Genomic DNA, 20,556 nt, shown 5'->3' with positions numbered 1-20,556 from the left:
GGGTGCCCGTTCGGGGGTCCCGGCCCGAGACAACCCTGACGATTCCAAGCCGTTTTCGACTGGCACGCTTCTTGTAACGGTGGAGGCGTCCTTGGTCCCGTCCGCCGCCCCGTCTTTGCCGGGGACGGGGCGACCGGGACGGGGTCGCCCCAGTGCGGTGGCTTGAGCGCGGAACACCTCCGGTGCCGCGCCGGCCGCAAGGGGGTGGGAGCGATTTTGGAGAAAGAGGAGCCTCGATGAACCGTCTGTTCCTTATGGCCGCACCGATGATGGCGGTTGCTCTGGGCGCGGTCGGCATGCCGGCCGCAGCCCTTGCCCAGGATCCGGCGGCTGCCGCCGCTGCCGCGGCTGCGGCTGCGGCTGCCGCCGCTGCTGCTGCCGCACCGGCGGCTCCGGCGCTGAATGGCGGCGACACCGCCTGGATGCTCATCTCCACCGCGCTGGTGCTGATGATGACCATCCCCGGCTTGGCGCTGTTCTACGGCGGCATGGTCCGCAAGATGAACGTGCTGTCGACGGTGATGCAGAGCTTCGCCATCACCTGCCTGATCAGCGTCCTGTGGTACGTCATCGGCTACAGCCTGGCCTTCACCGGCACCGGTGCCTATGTCGGCGGTCTCGACCGGCTGTTCCTCAACGGGCTCGACTTCACGAAGGCCTTCGTGCTGGGCGAGGCGACGGGGTCGGGCGTCCCGACGACGATCCCCGAGCCGGTCTTCATGATGTTCCAGATGACCTTCGCGATCATCACCCCGGCCCTGATCACCGGCGCCTTCGCCGACCGCATGAAGTTCTCCTCCCTGCTGGTCTTCACCGCGCTGTGGTCGATCGTGGTCTATGCGCCGATCGCCCACTGGGTCTGGTACCCGTCGGGCTTCCTGTTCGGCCTGGGCGTGCTGGACTTCGCCGGCGGCACGGTCGTGCACATCAACGCGGGCGTCGCCGGCCTGGTCGCCGCGCTGGTGATCGGCAAGCGCAAGGGCTATCCGAAGGAAGCCTTCATGCCGCACAACCTGGTGCTGTCGCTGATCGGCGCCTCGCTGCTGTGGGTTGGCTGGTTCGGCTTCAACGCCGGTTCGGCCCTGACCGCCGGTCCGCGCGCCGGCATGGCGCTGGCCGCCACGCACATCGCCACCGCCGGTGCCGCCATGGGCTGGCTGTTCGCGGAGTGGATCGTCAAGGGCAAGCCGTCGATCCTCGGCATCATCTCCGGCGCCGTCGCCGGCCTGGTCGCGGTGACCCCGGCCGCCGGCTTCGTCGACCCGACGGGCGCCATTGTCATCGGCATCGTCGCCGGCGTGGTCTGCTTCTGGTCGGCCACCAGCCTCAAGCACATGCTGGGCTATGACGACAGCCTGGACGCCTTCGGCGTGCACGGTGTCGGCGGCCTGATCGGCGCCATCCTGACCGGCGTCTTCGCCAAGATGTCGGTGTCCAACAGCGAAGGCGGCTTCGCCTCCGTCCTCCAGGCCGACCCGAAGGCCACGCTGGGCCTGCTGGAAGGCAACGCCGCCGCCGTCTGGATCCAGGTCCAGGGCGTCCTCTACACCATGGTCTGGTGCGCCGTCGCCACCTTCGTCCTGCTGAAGGTCGTCGATGTGGTCATGGGCCTGCGCGTCGAGGAAGATGTGGAGCGCGACGGTCTCGACCTCGCCCTGCATGGCGAGAGCATCCACTAAGAACATCCCTTTCCCACGGGTCTCTCGCGAAAGGCCGCCGGTTTTCCGGCGGCCTTTTTCGCGTGCGATTGTTGCGCGGAGCGGAACGCTGTGGCGCGGGCGGGCTGGCTTCACGGCGGGGCTGCGAGGGACTACCTGTGGTGCATCGCCCTTATGTCCGCTCAGGAGTTGCCGCCATGTCCGTCACGTCCGCCATTCCCGCTGTCCGCCCGGTGCTTGCCGCCGTCGAGGGCATGGCGACCTCCGACGGCGCCGGGGTCAGCATGACCCGCATGCTGGGCTCGCCGCGCCTGCGCACGCTCGACCCCTTCCTGATGCTGGACCTGTTCGGGTCCGACCGGCCGACCGACTATCTCGCCGGCTTCCCCGACCATCCCCACCGCGGGTTCGAGACGGTGACCTACATGCTGGCCGGCCGCATGCGCCATGCCGACAACCACGGGCATGAGGGCGTGATCGAGACCGGCGGCGTGCAGTGGATGACCGCCGGCCGCGGCCTGATCCATTCGGAGATGCCGGAGCAGACCGAAGGGCTGATGCGCGGCTTCCAGCTGTGGATCAACCTGCCGGCCCGCCTGAAGATGACCGAGCCGCGCTATCAGGAGTTCCCGGCCGCCTCCATCCCGGTGGAGCGGCGCGAGGACGGCGCGACCGTCACCGTCATCGCCGGCGACACCGCCCGCGGCACGGCGGGCCCGGTGCGGGCCGAGGCGACCGACGCCCGCTATTTCGACGTGGCGCTGCCGCCGTCGGTGTCCTTTGCCGAGCCGCTGCCGGCCGGCCACACCGCCTTCCTGGTGCTGTTCGAAGGCACGCTGGCTGTGGGGGGCGAAGCTCCGCTTTCCGGGCCGCGGGTGATCGTGCTGGGCGACGGCGAGCGGGTGGAAGCGGCCGCCGGGCCGGAGGGCGCGCGCTTCCTGCTGCTGGCCGGCCAGCCCATCGGCGAGCCCATCGCCTGGGCCGGTCCCTTCGTCATGAACACGCGGGAAGAGGTGATGCAGGCCTTCCGCGACTTCGAGGAAGGCCGCATCTGATCCCTGGTGCGCGGCATCTCGTGCCTTGCACCCCCGCCACCGCCGGTTATCATGGCGCATTCCGTGTTAACACGAACGATGGCGGGGACGGGGCGATGCGTGCAAAGGGGCTGTTGGGTGGGGTCAAGGCGGCGGTCGGCGCGGCGCTGCTGGCCGTGACGATGATCGTAGCCCCGATGAGGGCCAAGCCCGCCGCCGCGGCGGACGTCTCCAAGGCCGCGGCGGATTTCGGGCCGGAGGGCGCCTGGACCAACCAGTGCGACATCGACCGGATGACCGACAGCAAGACCTGCCGGCTGATGATCTACCGCCTGTTCGACGACGGGAAGGATGTCGGCTTCGTTGCGCTCAGCATCATTCCGACCGGCAACGACTTCCACCTGTTCCTGACCACCAGCCAGGGTCTGATCGACCGCTGCGCCATCCGCGTCGACCGCCAGCCGCGCATCGAATCGCATGTCGCGACGCTGAACATGTGCATGTTCCCGAACTTCGTGTCCGGCCGCGTCGCCGACCAGTTCCGCAACGGCTCGACCATCCTGGTCCGCGTCAACTCCCGCGTCGGCAAGCGCGACATCGATTTCCCGCTGAACGGCTTCTCCCGCACCTTCGAGGAGATGCAGCGCAGCCTGCAATGAGGGTGATGCACAGGGAGGATTTTCGGGTGAGGCACGCAGTGTGCCCCCTCACCCTAACCCTCTCCCCGCGGGGGAGAGGGGATTGTGTGCCTACCCCGGCAGCCGGTAGCCCGCCGCCGGTTCATGCATCGGGCAGCCGTTCCGCTCCATGCGGAATTCGGCGGAGCGGTCGTAGGCAAGGCGCCGGGCGCGCATGATCGAGCCCAGCGGCCGGTGCGCCGCCAGCCCATGCCAGGGGCTGAAGGACAGCCGGTCGTCGCCGGCGCGCGACCGTTCCTCGCTCCAGGCCGTCTGCGGCGGCACGGTGATGCGGGCGATGGTGCGGTAGGGGCTGAGATCCTCCGGCCACACCACGCTGGCATCCTCCACCGGCATGCGCTCCTCGTCGGTGCGCAGCTGGGCGCGCAGCTCCCAGACGGCCTCGTGGTCGCGGAAGAACTCCGTCACCGCCTCGCGCAGGCCGTTCGGCTTGCCGCTGAGGTTCAGCGGTGCGTTCTCCAGCGCGGTCAGGTTCGGCGAGACCGGGACGATCGACAGCTTGGCGATGTGGGCGCCATGGCGCAATGCTGCCTGGCTGTAGAAGGTTTCGCCCAGGATGTGGGTTTCCGGGTGGCCGCCCAGCGTCTTCAACGTCGCGCTTTCGCCGCCGAAGGCCTCCACCACCTGTTCGGCGACGCGCAGGCCGGCCGACAACACCTTCTTCGCGGTTTCCGCCCGGTCGGTGGTGGCAGCCAGCAGCTTCAGCGTCGACAGGAACCGCCTGGCATCGGGAGCCGAGAAGGCGGGTGCGTTGGCCATGACAAAATCCTGCGTGGCCTCGCCCTCCGACCCCGGCAGCCGCTCGCCGGACACGCCCAGCACCTTCACCGCCAGACCGCGCGGGGTCGAGACGCTGTCGGGCAGGATGTCGCCCGGCGTCGTCGACAGCCGCAGGATCGCCGGATAGCTCTCCGCCTTCGCGAACAGTCCCTGGGCCAGTTCGGCCGGCAGATCGTCCAGCACATCCAGCCGGCCGATCAGCAGCCCGTGGCTCTTGGCATGGACGCTGCGGCTGGCATGGCCGCTGTCCTCGAAGGTCTTGGCGCTGATCGACAGCATCGTCTCGGCCAGATCGTTGAAGACCTGGGCTTCATCGGGGCCCGGATTCTCGACCGACGGCGTATAGGCCAGGGGCCTGGCAGTGCGCCGGGGGGTGGGCTGGGTGGAGGCAGCGGACACGGGCGGGGCTCCCGAAGAGGAGGAAAGGGCGGAGTGCAGCCGGGACAACAGCCGCGCACTGTCCTCTGTTCCGCAACGACGCGGCAGTGCTCTCCTGCAGCGCCGGCGCGAGTGGGCCGCCGGCAAGGATCCGCGATATTCCGGCTGGTTGTTGTGCAGGTGCGAGAAGAGCCAGCGGCTGTCGCGGTTTGCACCGCAAAACGAGAGGCGGGCCTGCACAAATAATCGGTCGCGCCTCATGCGCGAGGATTTTGTAACTTCTCCAATCTCCTATGGAAAATTAACCATGACTTCCGGGGAAGTCCTTAGCAAAAGACTCTGGCGCCGAAATGACTGCGCTGCTTATCCTTTTGTCAGGAAAGGCCAAACCTCTTTACGCCTCCCGCGGCTTCCCGACACGCGGCCATCGGGGGGCGGCCGGACAAGCGAGCGAAGGGTGTCTCATGACCGGACGGAGCGTCATCTGGTCCTCCATAGGGATGCGCAGCGGCGTCCTGCTGCTGGGGCTGCTTGTGCTGGCGACCCTGTCGGTGCCGGCGCGCGGGCGGGCGACGCCGCCCAACAGGACGGTGCTGGTCCTGCACTCCTACCACCAGGGCTATGAGTGGACCGACGGGCAGGCCGACGGCATCTCCGCCATGCTGGCCTCGGCGGCGCCCAATGCGCTGGCGATCCCCTATTATCTCGACTGGAAGCGCTTTCCCGACCCCGCCGGGATCGAGCGGCTGCGGGCGCTGATCGCCTACCGCCACCCCAAGGGCACCGTCGACGCCATCGTCTCCACCGACGATGCCGCATTGTCCTTCGCCCTGGATTTGCGGCACGAGATTTACGGGCCGGTGCCGCTGGTGCATGGCGGCGTGCTGCCGATCTCGGCGCGGCGGCTGACCGAGCGCGAGGCCAATGTCGTCGGCATCGACGAGGCCAAGGACATCGAGGGCACCGTGCGCATGGCGATGGCGGCCAATCCGCGGCTGCAACGCCTGTTCATCCTGCATGACGACACCGAGACGGGCCTGGGGCTGGACGCCGAGATCGAGGCGCTGGCCGCCGCCGGCCGCTTCCCCGCCGGGGTGGAGCGGCAGACCCTGCCGGCGCTGCCCTTCGCCCGGCTGGAGGAGCGGCTGGCCGCCCTGCCGCCGGACAGCGCGGTGCTGCTGGGCACCTATGCCACCGACCCCGAAGGCCTGGTCCTGCCGCCCGAGCAGTTCCTGGAACTGATGAGCGAGAAAAGCAGCGTGCCGATCTACGGCTTGCAGGAATTCCTGCTGGGCCATGGCATCGCCGGCGGCAGCCTGCTGAGCGGGCAGGAGCATGGCCGCGCGGTCGGTCGGCTGGCCGCCGCCCTGGTGAACGGCGCGTCCATCGCCGGCCTGCCGGCGGAGCAACGCCAGTCGGTCGTCCGGGCCGCCGATTATGGCCGGATTCAGCGCTACGGGATCGATCCCGCGCGGCTGATGCCGCTCGACCGGCTGGTCGACAAGCCCTTCTCCTTCATGGAGACCTACCGCTGGCTGGTGGTGACGGTCGGCGGCGTGCTGCTGCTGCTGTTCGGCATGGTTCTGGTGCTGTCCCTCACGCTGCGCAGCCGGCGGAAGACCGAGGCGGCGTTGCAGCGGAGCAACGAGGCGCTGACCGAGTCGCGCCGGCAGTTGCAGGCCAAGGTCGTCGAACTGATCGCCAGCAAGGATGCGCTGCGCGAACGCGGGCGGTGGATGCGGCTGGTGGCGGAGGCATCGCGCGACATCATCTGGACCTGGGACATCGTCAACGACGTCCGCGTCCTGTCCGGCCGGGTCGAGGAGCTGCTGGGCGTCGATGCCGCCAGCATCGACTCCCGCGCGGCCTGGCTCGGCCGCATCCATCCCGAGGACCGGCCGCAGGCGGAGGAGGCGTTGCAGCGCCACCTGTCGGGCGAACTGCCGGAATACCGGGTGGAATACCGGGTCCGCCACCGCGACGGCAATTACCTGTGGCTCTACGCCACCGGCAAGATCCTGTTCGATGGGGACGGCCAGGGCGGGACGGGAGGGCGGGGGAAGCCGGTGATGATGGGCGGCTCCTACACCGACATCACCGCGCAGAAGCGGCAGCAGGCATGGCTGGACCATCTGGCCCATTACGATTCCCTGACCGGCCTGCCCAACCGGCTGACGCTGGAACAGCATGTCGACCGGCTGATCGCCGACACCAAGGCATCCGGCAAAGCCGGGCCACTGGCGTTGCTGTTCCTCGACATGGACAATTTCAAGTTCATCAACGACGGCTTCGGCCACAAGGCCGGCGACGAGCTGCTGATGATGCTGGGGCTGCGCATCCGCAAGGGTGCGGGCGACGGGCTGTTCATTGCGCGGCTGGGCGGCGACGAGTTCGTGGTGGTCGTCCAGGGGGACGAGGCCGGCGAGCCGGCGGAGGTGGCGCAGCGGCTGGAACAGGCATTCGCCGCCCCCTTCCTGGTCGAGGGACAGCATTTCTTCGTCACATGCAGCGTCGGCATCGCCCGCTATCCCTGGGATGGCCGTTGTTTCGACGATCTGTTGCAGAACGCCGACACCGCCATGTACCGGGCCAAGGACAGCGGGCGCGGGCGCATCTGCACCTTCACCGCCGACATGAACCTGAAGGTGGTGGAGCGCATGCGGCTGCTCAGCCGGGCCCGGCTGGCCTTCGACCGCCAGGCCTTCACCGTGCATTACCAGCCGCAGGTGGCGACGCGCGACGGCCGGGTCCGCGGTTTCGAGGCGCTGGTCCGCTGGACCGACTCAGAACTGGGGCCGGTGTCGCCCGACCGCTTCATTCCGGTCTGCGAGGATTCCGGCCTGATCGTCCCGCTCGGCCTGTGGGTGCTGGAGACCGCTTGCGTCGAGGCGGCGGGGCTGGCCTGCCGCGGGGCCGGCGACGTGACGATGAGCGTCAACATGTCGGCGGTCCAGCTGGCCCAGCATGATTTCGTGCCGCGGGTTCTGGAGATTCTGGACCGCACCGGCCTGCCGGCGAACCGGCTGGAACTGGAAATCACCGAGTCGCAGATGATCGGCTCGCTCGACGCCGCCATCGGCAAGCTGAACGCGCTGCGGAAGGCCGGCATCCACATCGCGCTGGACGATTTCGGCACCGGCTATTCGTCGCTGACCTATCTGCGGACGCTGCCGATCAACACGCTGAAGCTGGACAAGGCCTTCATCGACGATGTCCACCGGCGGCCCGATGCACGCAGCATGGTGTCGTCCATCTCGCGCATCGCCCACGACCTGAGCCGCAGCGTGGTGGCGGAAGGAGTCGAAGAGGCGGCCCAGTGGGAGGTGCTGTCGCTGATGGGCTGCGACCTGATCCAGGGTTACTTCGTCAGCCGCCCGCTGCCGGCCGACCGCATCGACGCCTTCCTGGCTGCCTGGGAGGACCGGCGGGCCAGCCTGCCGGTGATCCGCGACGATGTGGTGGTCGGCATGCCCACCCCTGGGGCGAACCGGCCGTCCCTGCCGATTTCGTAGGGTCGGAAGAAGGCTGTGATCCGAACCGGCGCGAAGCGGCCGGCCTGAAGCTCATCCGGCAAGGCACCTGACGGCTCTCAAATACTGAACGGGCAAACGCGAAACGCCCCGCAGGCTGGCTGCGGGGCGCTTTTGAACGCAGGGCTTTTGGGGCCGGAGGCGCCGGGCTCAGTGCCGCGTGCGGGCCGGGGTGATGTAGACGCCGTCCCAATCGACGCCGAACAGGGCGTCATCGCCGGCCTCTTCGACCAGATCGTCATATTCGTGGGCCTCGATCAGCCCGAAGATGGAGGCGGTGCCGGAGGCGTCGAGGTCGCAGGTCACCACATGGCCGCCCACCTCGACGGAGGTGAAGAACACTTCCGGCAGCTCCATGCTGTCCAGGTCGGCGGTGACGGCGGCTTCGATCTCGTGGATGGAGCGGGCCGACAGCGACACGCGCAGCTTGGCCGCCTGGGAGGCCCAGACGATGCGCTTGACGTGTGCGGGTTCCTTCATCTCCGCGACGCCCGCCGCCTCGTCGCCTTGGCCGGCCATCGCAATCATCCGGGAAACCAGGGTCGAGGTGCTGCTGGGTGCGCGCATGAAAGCCTCCGCTCGTTCGATGACGACAGATTTGCGCGCAGGCGGTTAACGGGGGCTTAAGCCGGTACCGGGGCTAAAGCCTTACCACCGGGGGAGTAGTCCTATCCAATCGGTTTTATGTGTTTGCAAATGCAGCGGCCACCCCCGCCGCAACCCGCGCGTTGTTGCGGATCAGCGCGATGTTGGCGGTCAGGCTGCGGCCGCCGGTGATGGCCTCCAGCGCCGCCAGCAGGTGCGGGGTGATGTCCTTTCCCTTGATCCGCTTGGCATCCGCATCGACCAGCGCCTGGGCGACCGCCGCCTCCATCGCGTCGGCGTCGAGTTCGTCGGCGGCCGGGATCGGGGTGGCGAGCAGCACGCCGCCCTCCAGCCCAAGCTGCCATTTCGTCCGCAGGATTTCCGCAATCTCCTGCACGGTGTCGCAGCGATGATCGACGGAGAGGCCGCTGCGGCGGCTGTAGAAGGCGGGGAATTCCTCCGTGCCGAAGCCCAGGACCGGCACGCCGCGGGTTTCCAGCAGCTCCAGCGTCTTGGGCAGGTCGAGAATCGACTTGGCCCCGGCGCAGACCACGCAGACCGACGTGCGGGCCAGTTCGTCAAGGTCGGCGGAAATGTCGAAGCTGGTCTCCGCCCCGCGATGGACGCCGCCGATGCCGCCGGTGGCGAAGACGGAGATGCCGGCCAGCCGCGCCCCGATCATCGTCGCCGCCACCGTGGTGGCGCCCAGGGCTTTGGTCGCCAGGGCGACGGGCAGGTCGCGGCGGCTCAGCTTGCGCGCGGCATGGCCGGCGGTCGCCAGCCGTTCCAGCGCCTCGTCGTCCAGCCCGATGCGGATGCGGCCGTCCATCACCGCGATGGTGGCGGGGAGGGCGCCGGCGGCCCGCACCTCCGCCTCCAGCGCGCGGGCGGTCTCCAGATTGCGCGGATAGGGCATGCCGTGGGAGATCACGGTCGACTCGAGCGCCACCACCGGGTGCCCCATGGCGAGCGCGTCGGCGATTTCGGGGGTCGGCAGCAGGATCGGGTGCATGCGCTGGGTCTCCGCTTGGAACGCCCTATATTAGGACGCATGTCCGCTGCACACCAATCCAATCAGGGCGCGTCCAATCCAGGCCGCCCGCACCCCGACACCTGGATCAAGGTCCTGCCCGAGGGGCTGTATGTCGAGCCGGGGGGCTTCTACATCGATCCGGTGCGCCCGGTGGAGCGCGCGGTCGTCACCCACGGCCATTCCGACCATGCAAGGCCCGGCAACCGCAGCGTGCTGGCGACGTCGGGCACGCTCGCCATCATGCGCCAGCGGATGGGCGAAGGGGTGGGCGGCAGCCTGCAGGTGCTGGACTATGGCGAGACCCTGCGCATCGGCGACGTGACGGTGCGCATGGTGCCGGCCGGCCATGTGCTGGGCAGCGCCCAGGTGGTGATGGAGCATGCCGGGTCGCGCGTCGTCGTGTCGGGCGACTACAAGCGCCGGCTCGACCGCACCTGTGCGCCGTTCGAGCCGGTGCCCTGCGACGTCTTCGTGACCGAGGCGACCTTCGGCCTGCCGGTGTTCCGCCATCCGCCCGATCTGGGGGAGGTGGGGAAGCTGCTGCATTCGATGGCGCTGTTCCCGGAGCGCAGCCATGTCGTCGGCGTCTATGCGCTCGGCAAATGCCAGCGGCTGATCACGCTGCTGCGGGCGGCGGGATACGACCGGCCGATCTGGCTGCATGGCGCGCTGGAGCCCTTGTGCCGACTCTACAGCAGTCTGGGGGTGGAACTGGGGGAGCTGCGGCCGGCGACGGTGGCGGCGAAGGAGGAGTTGAAGGGCGCCCTGGTGCTGGCCCCGCCGGCGGCGGTGGCCGACCGCTGGGCCCGGCGCCTGGCCGACCCGGTGGTGGCGGTGGCGTCGGGCTGGATGCGGGTGCGCCAGCGCGCCCGCCAGCGCGGGGTGGAGCTGCCGCTGGTGATCTCCGACCATGCCGACTGGGACGAGCTGTGCCAGACGCTGGAGGATGTCGGTGCGCCGGAGGTCTGGGTGACCCATGGCCGGGAGGAGGCGCTGGTCCATTATGCCACCGGCCGCGGCATCCGCGCCCGCGCGCTGGCGCTGATCGGCTTCGAGGACGAGGACTCGGAGGGGATGCCGGAGAAGGCCGGGGAAGGGGAGGCGTCGTGAACCGCTTTGCCGCGCTGATCGACGCGCTGGTCTTCATGCCGTCGCGCAACGGCAAGATCCGCCTGCTGGTCGAGCATTTCGCCACCGCGCCCGACCCGGAGCGCGGCTGGGCGCTGGCGGCGCTGACCGGGGCGCTCAGCTTCCGCGAGGCCAAGCCGGCGGCGATCCGCGAACTGGCGGCGACCAGGGTCGATCCGGAGCTGCTGGCACTGTCCTACGACTATGTCGGCGATCTGGCGGAGACGGTGGCGCTGATCTGGCCGGAGCGTCCGGAGCGGGCCAACAGCCTGCCGCCCAGCCTGGACGAGGTGGTGGAGGCGCTGCGGGCCGCCAAGCGCGGGCAGGTGATCGGGCTGGTGGAGGGTTGGCTCGACACGCTCGACTCGTCGGGGCGCTTCGCCCTCTTGAAGCTGATCACCGGGGCGCTGCGCATCGGCGTCTCGGCCCGGCTCGCCAAGACGGCGCTGGCGGAATGGGGCAAGGCGGCGCGGCCGGAGGTGAGCGTCGACGACGTGGAGGAGGTCTGGCACGGGCTGAACGCCCCCTATGTGGAACTGTTCGCCTGGCTGGAGGGGCGATTGGGGCGGCCGGCGACCGGTGCCGGTGCCGGCTTCCGCCCGATGATGCTGTCCCACCCGCTGGAGGAGGAGGACCGCGCCGGGCTCGATCCCGCCGCCTATGCCGCGGAATGGAAATGGGACGGCATCCGCGTGCAGATGGTGGCGCGCGGGGGAGAGCGGCGGCTCTACAGCCGCACCGGCGACGACGTGTCGGGGGCCTTTCCGGACATCGTCGATCACATGAGCTTCGACGCGGTGCTGGACGGCGAGCTGCTGGTGGCGCGCGACGGGGTGGTGGCGCCCTTCAACGATCTGCAACAGCGCCTCAACCGCAAGACGGTGACGGCGCAGATGTTGCGCGACGGGCCGGCCTGGGTGAGGCTCTACGATATCCTGTTCGACGGCGAGGAGGATCTGCGCGGCCTGTCCTTCGTCGAGCGGCGCGCCCGGCTGGAGCGCTGGTTCGAGGCGGTGCAGCCGCGCCGGATGGATCTGTCGCCGCTGGTGCCGTTCGACCGATGGGACGAGCTGGTCGCCTTGCGCGAGGGCGCGCGGGAGAACGGCATCGAGGGGCTGATGCTGAAGCGGCGCGACAGCGCCTATCTCGCCGGGCGGCCGAAGGGGCCGTGGTTCAAGTGGAAGCGCGGGGCGCTGACGCTCGACACCGTGATGATGTACGCCCAGCGCGGCCACGGGAAGCGGTCGAGCTATTATTCGGACTACACGTTCGGCGTCTGGCGCGGTGAGGAGTTGGTGCCGGTCGGCAAGGCCTATTCCGGCTTCACCGACGCCGAACTGGTCGAGCTGGACCGCTGGGTTCGCAACCACACCACCCGCCGCTACGGCCCGGTGCGCGAGGTGGAGGCCGGGCTGGTGCTGGAGGTCGCCTTCGACAGCGTGCACCCGTCGAACCGGCACAAGAGCGGGCTCGCCATGCGCTTCCCCCGCATCCACCGCATCCGCTGGGACAAGCCGGCGCACGAGGCCGACCGGCTGGAGACGCTGGCGGCGATGGTGGCGGGGTAGGGCGGGACGTTCTACCGCAGCGGAGCGGTCACCACGTCGACGGAGGTTTCCGCCACGGTGCCGACCACGTCGACGGCAGTGCCGGCGATGCTGGCGGCACCGCTGGCCACGCCGGTGACGGCACCGCAGCCGGTCAGCGAACCGCCGAGCAGCAGCAGGGCGGCGAGCGGCAGAAGACGGCGCGGGGCGGGGCGGCGGGACGTGGAGCGGCGGGACATGGCGTCCTCCAAAAAACCGGAAACGGATATGGTGGCGATTGCAGCACGCAATTCCGACCGAAAGGTTAATTCCGGCATTTGGCGCAAGAGCGGTGAATTCCGCCGCCGCACGGCGCGGCGTCTTTTCAGGTCAGCGCCGAGTATTACAAGTAATTCATGGTGGTGTAATACCTTGATGTAGGTTCTCGCAAGGGCGCGGACGGGTTAAGGGAGGTAGGCATGGCTGTCATGAAGAATTCTCCGTTTCACGGGGACGTTTCTGCATAGCCGTATTCGCTTCCGGTCCCATATCTGGCTTGCCGACCGAGGAAAGATGTCTGCAATCGATTGACTGGTTGGGAAAGACACAGATGCGCGACGGATCCTTTGCCGATCTTATTGCCCCCTATGACCGGGTGGCGCTCGTCCTTCAGGGTGGCGGCGCGCTCGGCGCCTATCAGGCGGGCGTCGTCGAAGGGCTGTTCGAACACGACATCCATCCGACCTGGGTGGCCGGCGTGTCGATCGGCGCCATCAACGCGGCACTGATCGCCGGCAACCCGCCGGAGCGGCGCTGCGCCGCGCTGTCGGAGTTCTGGAGCCGCATCGCCCCGCCCTCGCCTTGGGAAGGGGCGGAGGCGCTGTGGCGGCGGCTCGATCCCGACGGGCCGTCGATCTCGGTCCTCAACCAGTGGAGCGCGTGGCGGACGGCGCTGTCCGGGCAGCCCGGCTTCTTCCGGCCGCGGCCGGCGGTGGAATGGGCGGCGGCCGGACCCTTCGCCGGGCCGACCAGCTTCTACGACACGGCACCGCTGAAGAAGACGCTGGAGGACCTGATCGACTTCGACCGGATCAACCGGGGCGACATCCGGCTGTCGCTGGGTGCGGTCGATGTGCTGACCGGCAACTCGATCTATTTCGACACCGAGACCCACCGGATCGGGCCGGAGCATGTGATGGCGAGCGGCGCCCTGCCGCCCGGCTTCGCCCCCGTCGAGATCGACGGCGGCTTCTACTGGGACGGCGGGCTGGTGTCCAACACGCCGCTCGACCATGTGCTGGAGGACCAGCCGCGCCGCGACACGCTGGTCTTCCAGGTCGATCTGTGGAGCGCCGTCGGCCAGGTGCCGCGCGGCATGTCGGAGGTGCTGGAGCGGCAGAAGGACATCACCTATTCCAGCCGCACCCGCTTCAACACCGACAAGGTCACCTATGAGCAGACCCTGCGCAACCAGCTGGTGACGCTGCTCGACCGGCTGCCGGAGGATCTGCGGGACACGCCGGAGGCGGAGGCGTTGCGGCACGCCGCCTGCGGGGCTGCGGTCAACATCATCCACCTGATCTACCGCCGCAAAAGCTACGAACGCGACAGCAAGGACTACGAGTTCTCCAACGCCGGCATGCGGGAGCATTGGGAAAGCGGCCTTGCCGACACGCTTGCCACGCTTGCCCACCCGGACTGGCTGGCGATGCCGCCGCGGCTGGGCGGACCCGTCACGCACGACCTGCTGCGCGACGATGGAAAGCCGGACTGACCGGCCCTCTCTGCCGGAAACGATCTCTGCCAGGAACAACCTTTACCGACCTTTCGACCGAACAGGAGCGGACCCATGCGCTTGCAGGACAAAGTTGCCGTCATCACCGGGGCGGCGAGCGGAATCGGGCTGGAGATCGCCCGGACCTTCGCCCGAGAGGGCGCCAAAATCGTCATCGCCGACCTGAACCAGGCCGGTGCCGATGCCGCCGCGGCCAGCCTGGACCCCACGGGCAAGCGGGCTCTCGGCGTTGCCATGGACGTGACCGACGAGGCCCAGGTCGATGCCGGCATGGCCCGTGCCGCCGACGCCTTCGGCCGCATCGACATCCTGGTCAGCAATGCCGGCATCCAGACCGTGGCGCCGGTCGAGCAGTTCGAGTTCGCCAAGTGGAAGCAACTCCTGTCCATCCATCTGGACGGCGCCTTCCTGACCACGCGCGCTGCCCTGCGGACGATGTATAAGCAGGGGAGCGGCAGCATCATCTATATGGGGTCGGTCCATTCCAAGGAGGCCTCGGCGCTGAAGGCGCCGTACGTCACCGCCAAGCATGGGCTGATCGGCCTTGCCAAGGTGGTCGCCAAGGAAGGGGCGGCGCATGGCGTGCGCGCCAACGTGATCTGCCCCGGCTTCGTCCGCACCCCGCTGGTCGAGAAGCAGATCCCCGAGCAGGCCAAGGAGCTCGGCATCTCCGAAGAGGACGTGGTGAAGAAGGTGATGCTGAAGGAGACCGTCGACGGCGAGTTCACCACGGTCGAGGACGTCGCCCAGGCCGCCCTGTTCTTCGCGTCCTTCGAGTCCAACGCGCTGACCGGCCAGTCGCTGGTCGTCAGCCACGGCTGGTTCATGCAATAGGCGTAAACTGTGATAAACGCCCTCTCCCGCCTCTCGCACAAACTTTGTTTGTGCTGACGGCGTCAGGCGGATCGAAGATCCGCTGAGAGCCCCGGGAGAGGGAGGGGACCCGCCGAAGGCGGGGAGGGTGAGGGGCTATCCGAACATGGATTCCTGATCCTTGGATTACCCCTCACCCTTCCCAAGCTCCGCTTGGGTCCCTTCCCTCTCCCGGGGCGGGAGAGGGAGCCTTATGAGGGGCTTTCTCAGAATTCCTTCCAGTCGTCGTCGTCGCTGGTGCTGTGCTTCAGGACCGGGACCGCGGCTGTGGTGCGGGTGGAGGAGTCGCCGCGGGCGGGCGGCTTGGCCGTCGCGTGGACCGTCGCATGGGCCGTGCCGTTGCCGCGGGCGGCGGGCTTCGCCGCCGGCTTGGCGGTGGTGCGGGTGGGAGCCGGAGCGCGGCGGGTGGTGGTGACCGCCGGTGCGGCCTGGACCGCCGCCATCGCGCGCGGCGCCTGGGCATAACCGAAGCCAGCCGCGCCGAAACCGGCCGCCTGATCGAATTTGAAGAAGCCGACCAGCGACTTCAGGTCGGTGGCCTGTCCGCTCATCGCCTGGGCGGCGGCGGTGGTCTCCTCCACCAGGGCGGCGTTCTTCTGGGTCATCTCGTCCATGTTGGCGACGGTCGAGTTGATCTCGTCCAGCGCCGTCGCCTGCTCGGCCGAGGCCGAGGCCATTTCGGCGATCAGCGTCGCCACCTGCTGCACCCCGGACACGATGCCCTGCAACGCGTCGCCGGCCTTGCTGACCAGATCGACGCCGTCCTTCACCTGGGCGTCGCTGTCGAGGATCAGGCCCTTGATCTCCTTCGACGCCTGGGCGGAGCGCTGGGCGAGCTGCCGCACCTCCTGCGCCACCACGGCGAAGCCGCGCCCGGCGTCGCCGGCCCGTGCCGCCTCCACCGCCGCGTTCAGCGCCAGCAGGTTGGTCTGGAAGGCGATCTCGTCGATCACGCCGATGATGTCGGTGATCTTGCGGCTGGATTCCTCGATCCGGCGCATCGCCTCGATGGCGGAGCCGGCGACGCCGCCGCCCGATTCGGCGGACCCGCGGGCCTGGGCCGCCATCACGTTGGCGCGCTGGGCGTTCTCGGCGTTGGACCGCACGGTCGCCCCCAGCTCCTCCATGCTGGCCGCGGTCTCTTCCAGCGAGGAGGCCTGCTGTTCGGTGCGGTCAGCGAGGTCGGAGGAGCCGAGCGACACTTCCGCGGCGGCGGCGGCGATGGTCTCGGCGGCCTGGGTGATCTGGCCGACGATCTCAGCCAGCCGGGTGGAGGTGGTGTTGACGTCGGTCTTCACCCGCTCGAAGGCGCCCTGGTAGTCGCGGGTGACGCGGCGGTTCAGGTCGCCCTGGGCCAGGGCCGACAGCACCTCGCCCAGGTCGGCGATCACCGCCTCCACCGTGTCGGTCAGGCGGTTGATGCCTTCCGACATGGTCCTGTAGAAGCCGTCCTTGCCGCCCAGATCGATGCGGCGTTCCAGGTCGCCCTTCGACACGGCGTCGATCAGGGTGGCGATCTCCTCGCCGATGGCCTGCTCGCGGGCGCGCTGGGCCTCGGCGGCACGGCGTTCGGCCTCCAGCCTTTCGCGCTCCGCCTCGTCCATCCGCTTCTTCTCGATGGCGTTCTCCTTGAACACCAGCACGGCCTTGGCCATGCTGCCGATCTCGTCGCGGTTGGCGAGCGCGGGCACGTCCACCGTGAGGTTGCCGGCGGCCAGTTCCGTCATCGTGCCGGTCATCTGCACCACCGGGCGGACGATGGACCGGGCGGTGACCAGCGCCACCAGGATGCCGATCGCGAAGGCGCCCACCGCCATGCCGATCAGCAGGCTGCGGGTATTCTCCATGTCGCTCTGCGACGAGGACAGCACGGCTCCGCGCGCCTCGGCCTGGGACGCGATGGTCTTGTCGACCAGGGCGGCGAATTCCTCCGCCTCGCCGGTCATGACGCGGAAGGCCAGGGTCTGGGCGTCGTTGACCGCCGCCACAACCCGGTTGAAGCTGTCCAGATAGCGGTTGGAGAGCTGAACCGTCTCCTCGACGTCGCGCTTCTGCACCGGGTCGGCGATGCGGGCCGACAGCGGGCCGGCCGCCTTGAGGAAGGCGTCCATCCGGCCGCGCGTCTCGTCCGCCGACTTCGCCGACTGGTCCGTCAGGAAGCGCTGGGCGCTGAGGCGGGCGAGGACCAGCATCTCCTGCACCTGTCCGGCGCGCGCCGCATTCTCGAAATCGCCGGCGGCGATGCCGGCGGCAATCGTCCGGCTCAACCCTTCCCGCGCCTTCAGGCCGGCCGGCACCAGCTCGTCCGCCACCAGCCGGTCACGCTGCTCGCGCAGCTTGACCAGCTGGGCGAAGTTGGCGGTGTAGCTGTCGAACTGCCGGATCATCGCCTCCAGATTGGCGCGGCGGCCAGGATCCTGCGTGGCGTCGCGGATGGAGCGCAGCATCTCGCCGAGCTTCTTCTGCTGCGCCTGGATCGGAGCGATCAGGGCGCTGTTGCCGGAGAAGGAGTAGTTGACCGCGTTGCGGCGCATGTCGGAGACCGAGCCGTCCACGTCGGACAGCCGCAGCGAACCGTCGGAGATCGTCGCGTAACGGGTGAAGCCATCCTCCACCGTCGACAGGGACCGGACGCCCAGCGCTGCCACCAGGACGAGGAGGGCGAGGATCAGAAGGAAACCCACCTGGATGCGGGTGCCCACCTTGAAACGGCCGGCGAAGCTGGCGTTCTGCATGGTCAAATGCCTTGGTCTGCGGATCGGATCGAACGCGATACGCCCGGCAGGGTAGAGGAAAGTGGTTTCCAGTCCGTTGCCATGGCGCAAGGAAATGCGCGGAAAGCGCCCCTGGGGCGCGGCAAAATCGTGTCAAAGCCGTGACCCGGGGCTTTGACGATGCGGCAGCGGTCCCTAGGTTACGTCGCCTGCACAGCATTCGGGTGACGGTCCTTCGCGGGGCCGGTTTCCCTTAGGTCCGCAGACTTCACATTATGAGGCTACTGAAAAATCCGATGCGCCGCAGCCTCCCGCCGACCTCCGACACCAGTGCCTTCACCCGTCCGTCCGGCGACCTGCGGGCCGCGATCCGCTCGCTCGGCCCCTACATCTGGCCGCGGGATTCCGTGGAAACACGGGTGCGGGTGGTGCTGGCGATGCTGCTGCTGATCGGCGCCAAGGTCGCCAACGTCTATGTGCCGATCTTCTACAAGCATGCGGTGGACGCGCTGACCCCCGCCAGCGCCGGCGGCAGTGTCGGGCCCGGGGCTGCGGTGACCATCCCGCTGGGGCTGATCGTCGCCTACGGCCTTGCCCGCGTCACCTCGCTGGTCTTCGCCGAGCTGCGCGACGCCGTCTTCGCCACGGTGGCGCAGCGGACCATCCGCCGGGTGGCGCTGTCGGTGTTCCGGCACCTGCACGCGCTGTCGCTGCGCTTCCATCTGGAACGCCAGACCGGCGGACTGACCCGCTCGCTGGAGCGCGGAACCCGCGCCATCGAGTCGCTGCTGCGCTACACCCTGTTCTCCATCGTGCCGACGCTGGTGGAGATCGCGCTGGTCTGCGCCATCCTGTGGAAGCTGTTCAGCGTCTGGTTCGCGCTGGCGACCTTCGTCACGGTGATGGGCTACATCCTCTACACCTTCTTCGTGTCGGAATGGCGCATCAAGTTCCGCCGCCTGATGAACGACACCGACAGCAAGGCCAACACCAAGGCGATCGACAGCCTGCTGAACTACGAGACGGTCAAGTATTTCGGCAACGAGGAGCATGAGGCCCGCCGCTACGACGGCGCGCTGCAAAGCTACGAGAAGGCGGCGGTGCGCAGCCAGCAGAGCCTGTCGCTGTTGAATGTCGGGCAGTCGGCGATCATCTCGCTGGGGCTGGCGGCGGTGATGGGCATGGCCGCCAAGGGCATCGTCGACGGCAGCATGTCGCTGGGCGACTTCGTTCTGGTGAACACCTATCTGTTGCAGCTCTACCAGCCGCTGAACTTCTTCGGCGTCGTCTATCGCGAGATCAAGCAGTCGCTGATCGACATCGAATCGATGGTAACCCTGCTGGCGGTCGACCGCGAGGTGGCCGACGGCCCCGATGCGAAGCCGCTGGCGGTCGATGGGGCGGAGCTGCGCTTCGAGGGGGTGGAGTTCGGCTATGACCCGCGCCGGCCGATCCTGAAGGATGTCAGCTTCACCGTGCCGGCCGGCAGGACGGTCGCCATCGTCGGCCCGTCGGGGGCCGGCAAGTCCACCATCAGCCGGTTGCTGTTCCGCTTCTACGACGTCAATGGCGGGCGGGTGCTGATCGACGGGCAGGACATCCGCGGGGTGACCCAGGCGTCGTTGCGCGGCTCCATCGGCATCGTCCCGCAGGACACGGTGCTGTTCAACGACACCGTCTTCTACAACATCGCCTATGGCCGCCCCGGCGCCGGCCCGGCGGAGGTCGAGCGGGCGGCGCGGCTGGCCCACATCCACGACTTCATCATGGCGCTGCCCGACGGCTACCAGACCACGGTGGGCGAGCGCGGGCTGAAGCTGTCGGGAGGCGAGAAGCAGCGCGTCGCCATCGCCCGCACCATCCTGAAGGACCCGGCGATCCTGCTGTTCGACGAGGCGACCAGCGCGCTCGACACCCACACCGAGCGGGAAATCCAGGCCAACCTGCGCGAGGTCAGCCGCGGCCGCACCACGCTGGTGATCGCCCACCGGCTGTCCACCGTGATCGACGCCGACGAGATCCTGGTGCTGGAGGCCGGCCGGGTGATCGAGCGCGGCCACCACACCGACCTGCTGGCCGCCCGCGGCGCCTATGCCGCGCTGTGGGCACGGCAGCAGGAGGCCAGTCAGGCAGCGGTGGGGGCATCGACCGGGGGCCCGGCGCCGCTGCCCGGCGTTCTGGCGCCGACCTGAGCCGGAAGCGGGGAGCACGGGAACATGGGACCGGCAAGGCAGGCGCTGCGCGCCGCGACGCGGGAAAGCCACGACCGGCTGGACAAGGCCGAGCTGTTGCAGCCTCTGGTCCGGCCGGACATCACGCAGCCGCAATATGTCCGCGCGCTGGCCGTTCTCCACGGCTTCAACGCACCGGTGGAGCGGAGGCTGGGGGAGGCGGGGGGAGACGGCGCGGCGCGGCTGGCGCTGCTGCGCGAGGATCTGCGGGTGCTGGGCACCGATCCGGACGCGCTGCCGGAGATGGCGGGACTGCCGCCGCTGGACAGCGCGCCGGCCCGGCTGGCCGCGCGCTACGTGCTGGACGGCTCGGCCCATGGCGGGCGGGCGATGCTGCCGGGGATCACCCGGGCGCTCGGCCATGACGCCCGGCGCGGCGCCCGCTTCCTGGCGTCGGACGGGCTGGACATGGCAGGGGCCTGGAAGGCGCTGATGGTCCGGCTGGAAGAGGAGCTTGCCGACCCCGCGGCGCTCGCCGCCGCCTGCGCCACCGCAGCCGGCCTGTTCGCGGCGCTGGAGACGTGGACGGCGGATCGGTGGGCGGCCGAGCGGTGGACGGCGGATCAGAGGGGTTGAAACTGGCGTATGGCCCC

General features: G+C 69.0%; 15 protein-coding genes. 10 read left to right on the top strand and 5 right to left on the bottom strand.

Annotation, left to right across the window (positions count from 1 at the left end; translation table 11 throughout):
• Positions 1-236: 236 nt before the first annotated feature.
• From VH569_RS03045 to VH569_RS03035, 3 genes are all read left to right on the top strand, one after another.
• Positions 237-1,679: an ammonium transporter gene (locus VH569_RS03045; RefSeq protein ID WP_423313930.1), complete on the top strand. Its 1,443-nt coding sequence runs from the start codon at positions 237-239 to the stop codon at positions 1,677-1,679.
• A 176-nt stretch (positions 1,680-1,855) separates the two neighbouring features.
• A complete protein-coding gene (locus tag VH569_RS03040; protein ID WP_423313927.1) occupies positions 1,856-2,713 on the top strand; it encodes a pirin family protein in 858 nt (285 codons plus the stop codon).
• Between the two features lie 95 nt (positions 2,714-2,808).
• A complete protein-coding gene (locus VH569_RS03035; RefSeq protein WP_423313925.1) occupies positions 2,809-3,351 on the top strand; it encodes a hypothetical protein in 543 nt (180 codons plus the stop codon).
• 90 nt (positions 3,352-3,441) lie between these two features.
• On the opposite strand, the gene VH569_RS03030 is transcribed toward VH569_RS03035, so the two are convergent.
• Entirely contained in the window at positions 3,442-4,569 is a 1,128-nt protein-coding gene (locus VH569_RS03030; RefSeq protein WP_423313923.1) for a catalase family protein, read from the bottom strand.
• 443 nt (positions 4,570-5,012) lie between these two features.
• On the opposite strand from VH569_RS03030, the gene VH569_RS03025 reads away from it, so the two are divergent.
• Positions 5,013-8,060 carry an EAL domain-containing protein gene (locus VH569_RS03025; RefSeq protein ID WP_423313921.1) on the top strand — a complete coding sequence of 1,016 codons (3,048 nt, stop codon included), beginning with the start codon at positions 5,013-5,015 and terminating at the stop codon, positions 8,058-8,060.
• Positions 8,061-8,228: 168 nt separating this feature from the next.
• On the opposite strand, the gene VH569_RS03020 is transcribed toward VH569_RS03025, so the two are convergent.
• Positions 8,229-8,645: a hypothetical protein gene (locus VH569_RS03020; RefSeq protein ID WP_098738958.1), complete on the bottom strand. Its 417-nt coding sequence runs from the start codon at positions 8,643-8,645 to the stop codon at positions 8,229-8,231.
• Positions 8,646-8,760: 115 nt separating this feature from the next.
• Positions 8,761-9,675: a pseudouridine-5'-phosphate glycosidase gene (locus tag VH569_RS03015; protein ID WP_423313919.1), complete on the bottom strand. Its 915-nt coding sequence runs from the start codon at positions 9,673-9,675 to the stop codon at positions 8,761-8,763.
• Between the two features lie 39 nt (positions 9,676-9,714).
• Between VH569_RS03015 and VH569_RS03010 the strand changes: the two genes are divergently transcribed.
• Together VH569_RS03010 and VH569_RS03005 are read left to right on the top strand one after the other, a co-directional pair.
• On the top strand, positions 9,715-10,806 hold the full coding sequence (locus VH569_RS03010; RefSeq protein ID WP_423313917.1) for a ligase-associated DNA damage response exonuclease: 1,092 nt from the start codon (positions 9,715-9,717) through the stop codon (positions 10,804-10,806).
• Entirely contained in the window at positions 10,803-12,392 is a 1,590-nt protein-coding gene (locus tag VH569_RS03005; RefSeq protein ID WP_423313915.1) for a cisplatin damage response ATP-dependent DNA ligase, read from the top strand. The genes VH569_RS03010 and VH569_RS03005 overlap by 4 nt, the downstream gene beginning before the upstream one ends.
• An 11-nt stretch (positions 12,393-12,403) precedes the next feature.
• Here VH569_RS03005 and VH569_RS03000 read toward each other — a convergent pair whose 3' ends face one another.
• A complete protein-coding gene (locus VH569_RS03000) occupies positions 12,404-12,610 on the bottom strand; it encodes a hypothetical protein (RefSeq protein ID WP_423313913.1) in 207 nt (68 codons plus the stop codon).
• Positions 12,611-12,960: 350 nt separating this feature from the next.
• On the opposite strand from VH569_RS03000, the gene VH569_RS02995 reads away from it, so the two are divergent.
• Positions 12,961-14,124 (top strand): DUF3734 domain-containing protein, encoded by a 1,164-nt coding sequence (locus VH569_RS02995; RefSeq protein WP_423313911.1) that lies wholly within the window; start codon positions 12,961-12,963, stop codon positions 14,122-14,124.
• A gap of 75 nt (positions 14,125-14,199) precedes the next feature.
• A complete protein-coding gene (locus VH569_RS02990; RefSeq protein WP_109448610.1) occupies positions 14,200-14,979 on the top strand; it encodes a 3-hydroxybutyrate dehydrogenase in 780 nt (259 codons plus the stop codon).
• Positions 14,980-15,224: 245 nt separating this feature from the next.
• Here the strand turns inward: VH569_RS02990 and VH569_RS02985 are convergent, their stop codons facing one another.
• Complete coding sequence (locus VH569_RS02985; protein WP_423313908.1) at positions 15,225-17,753, bottom strand: methyl-accepting chemotaxis protein; 2,529 nt, start codon at positions 17,751-17,753, stop codon at positions 15,225-15,227.
• Positions 17,754-18,028: 275 nt separating this feature from the next.
• On the opposite strand from VH569_RS02985, the gene VH569_RS02980 reads away from it, so the two are divergent.
• Complete coding sequence (locus VH569_RS02980; protein ID WP_423313906.1) at positions 18,029-19,924, top strand: ABCB family ABC transporter ATP-binding protein/permease; 1,896 nt, start codon at positions 18,029-18,031, stop codon at positions 19,922-19,924.
• Between the two features lie 24 nt (positions 19,925-19,948).
• Positions 19,949-20,539: a biliverdin-producing heme oxygenase gene (locus VH569_RS02975; RefSeq protein ID WP_423313904.1), complete on the top strand. Its 591-nt coding sequence runs from the start codon at positions 19,949-19,951 to the stop codon at positions 20,537-20,539.
• Positions 20,540-20,556 lie beyond the last annotated feature (17 nt).

Source organism: Azospirillum sp. 11R-A (assembly GCF_049472615.1).
In the GTDB taxonomy this organism is placed as follows: domain Bacteria; phylum Pseudomonadota; class Alphaproteobacteria; order Azospirillales; family Azospirillaceae; genus Azospirillum; species Azospirillum palustre.
The sequence above is the reverse complement of the archived record's forward strand: the minus strand, read 5'-3'. Positions and strand labels throughout refer to the sequence as shown.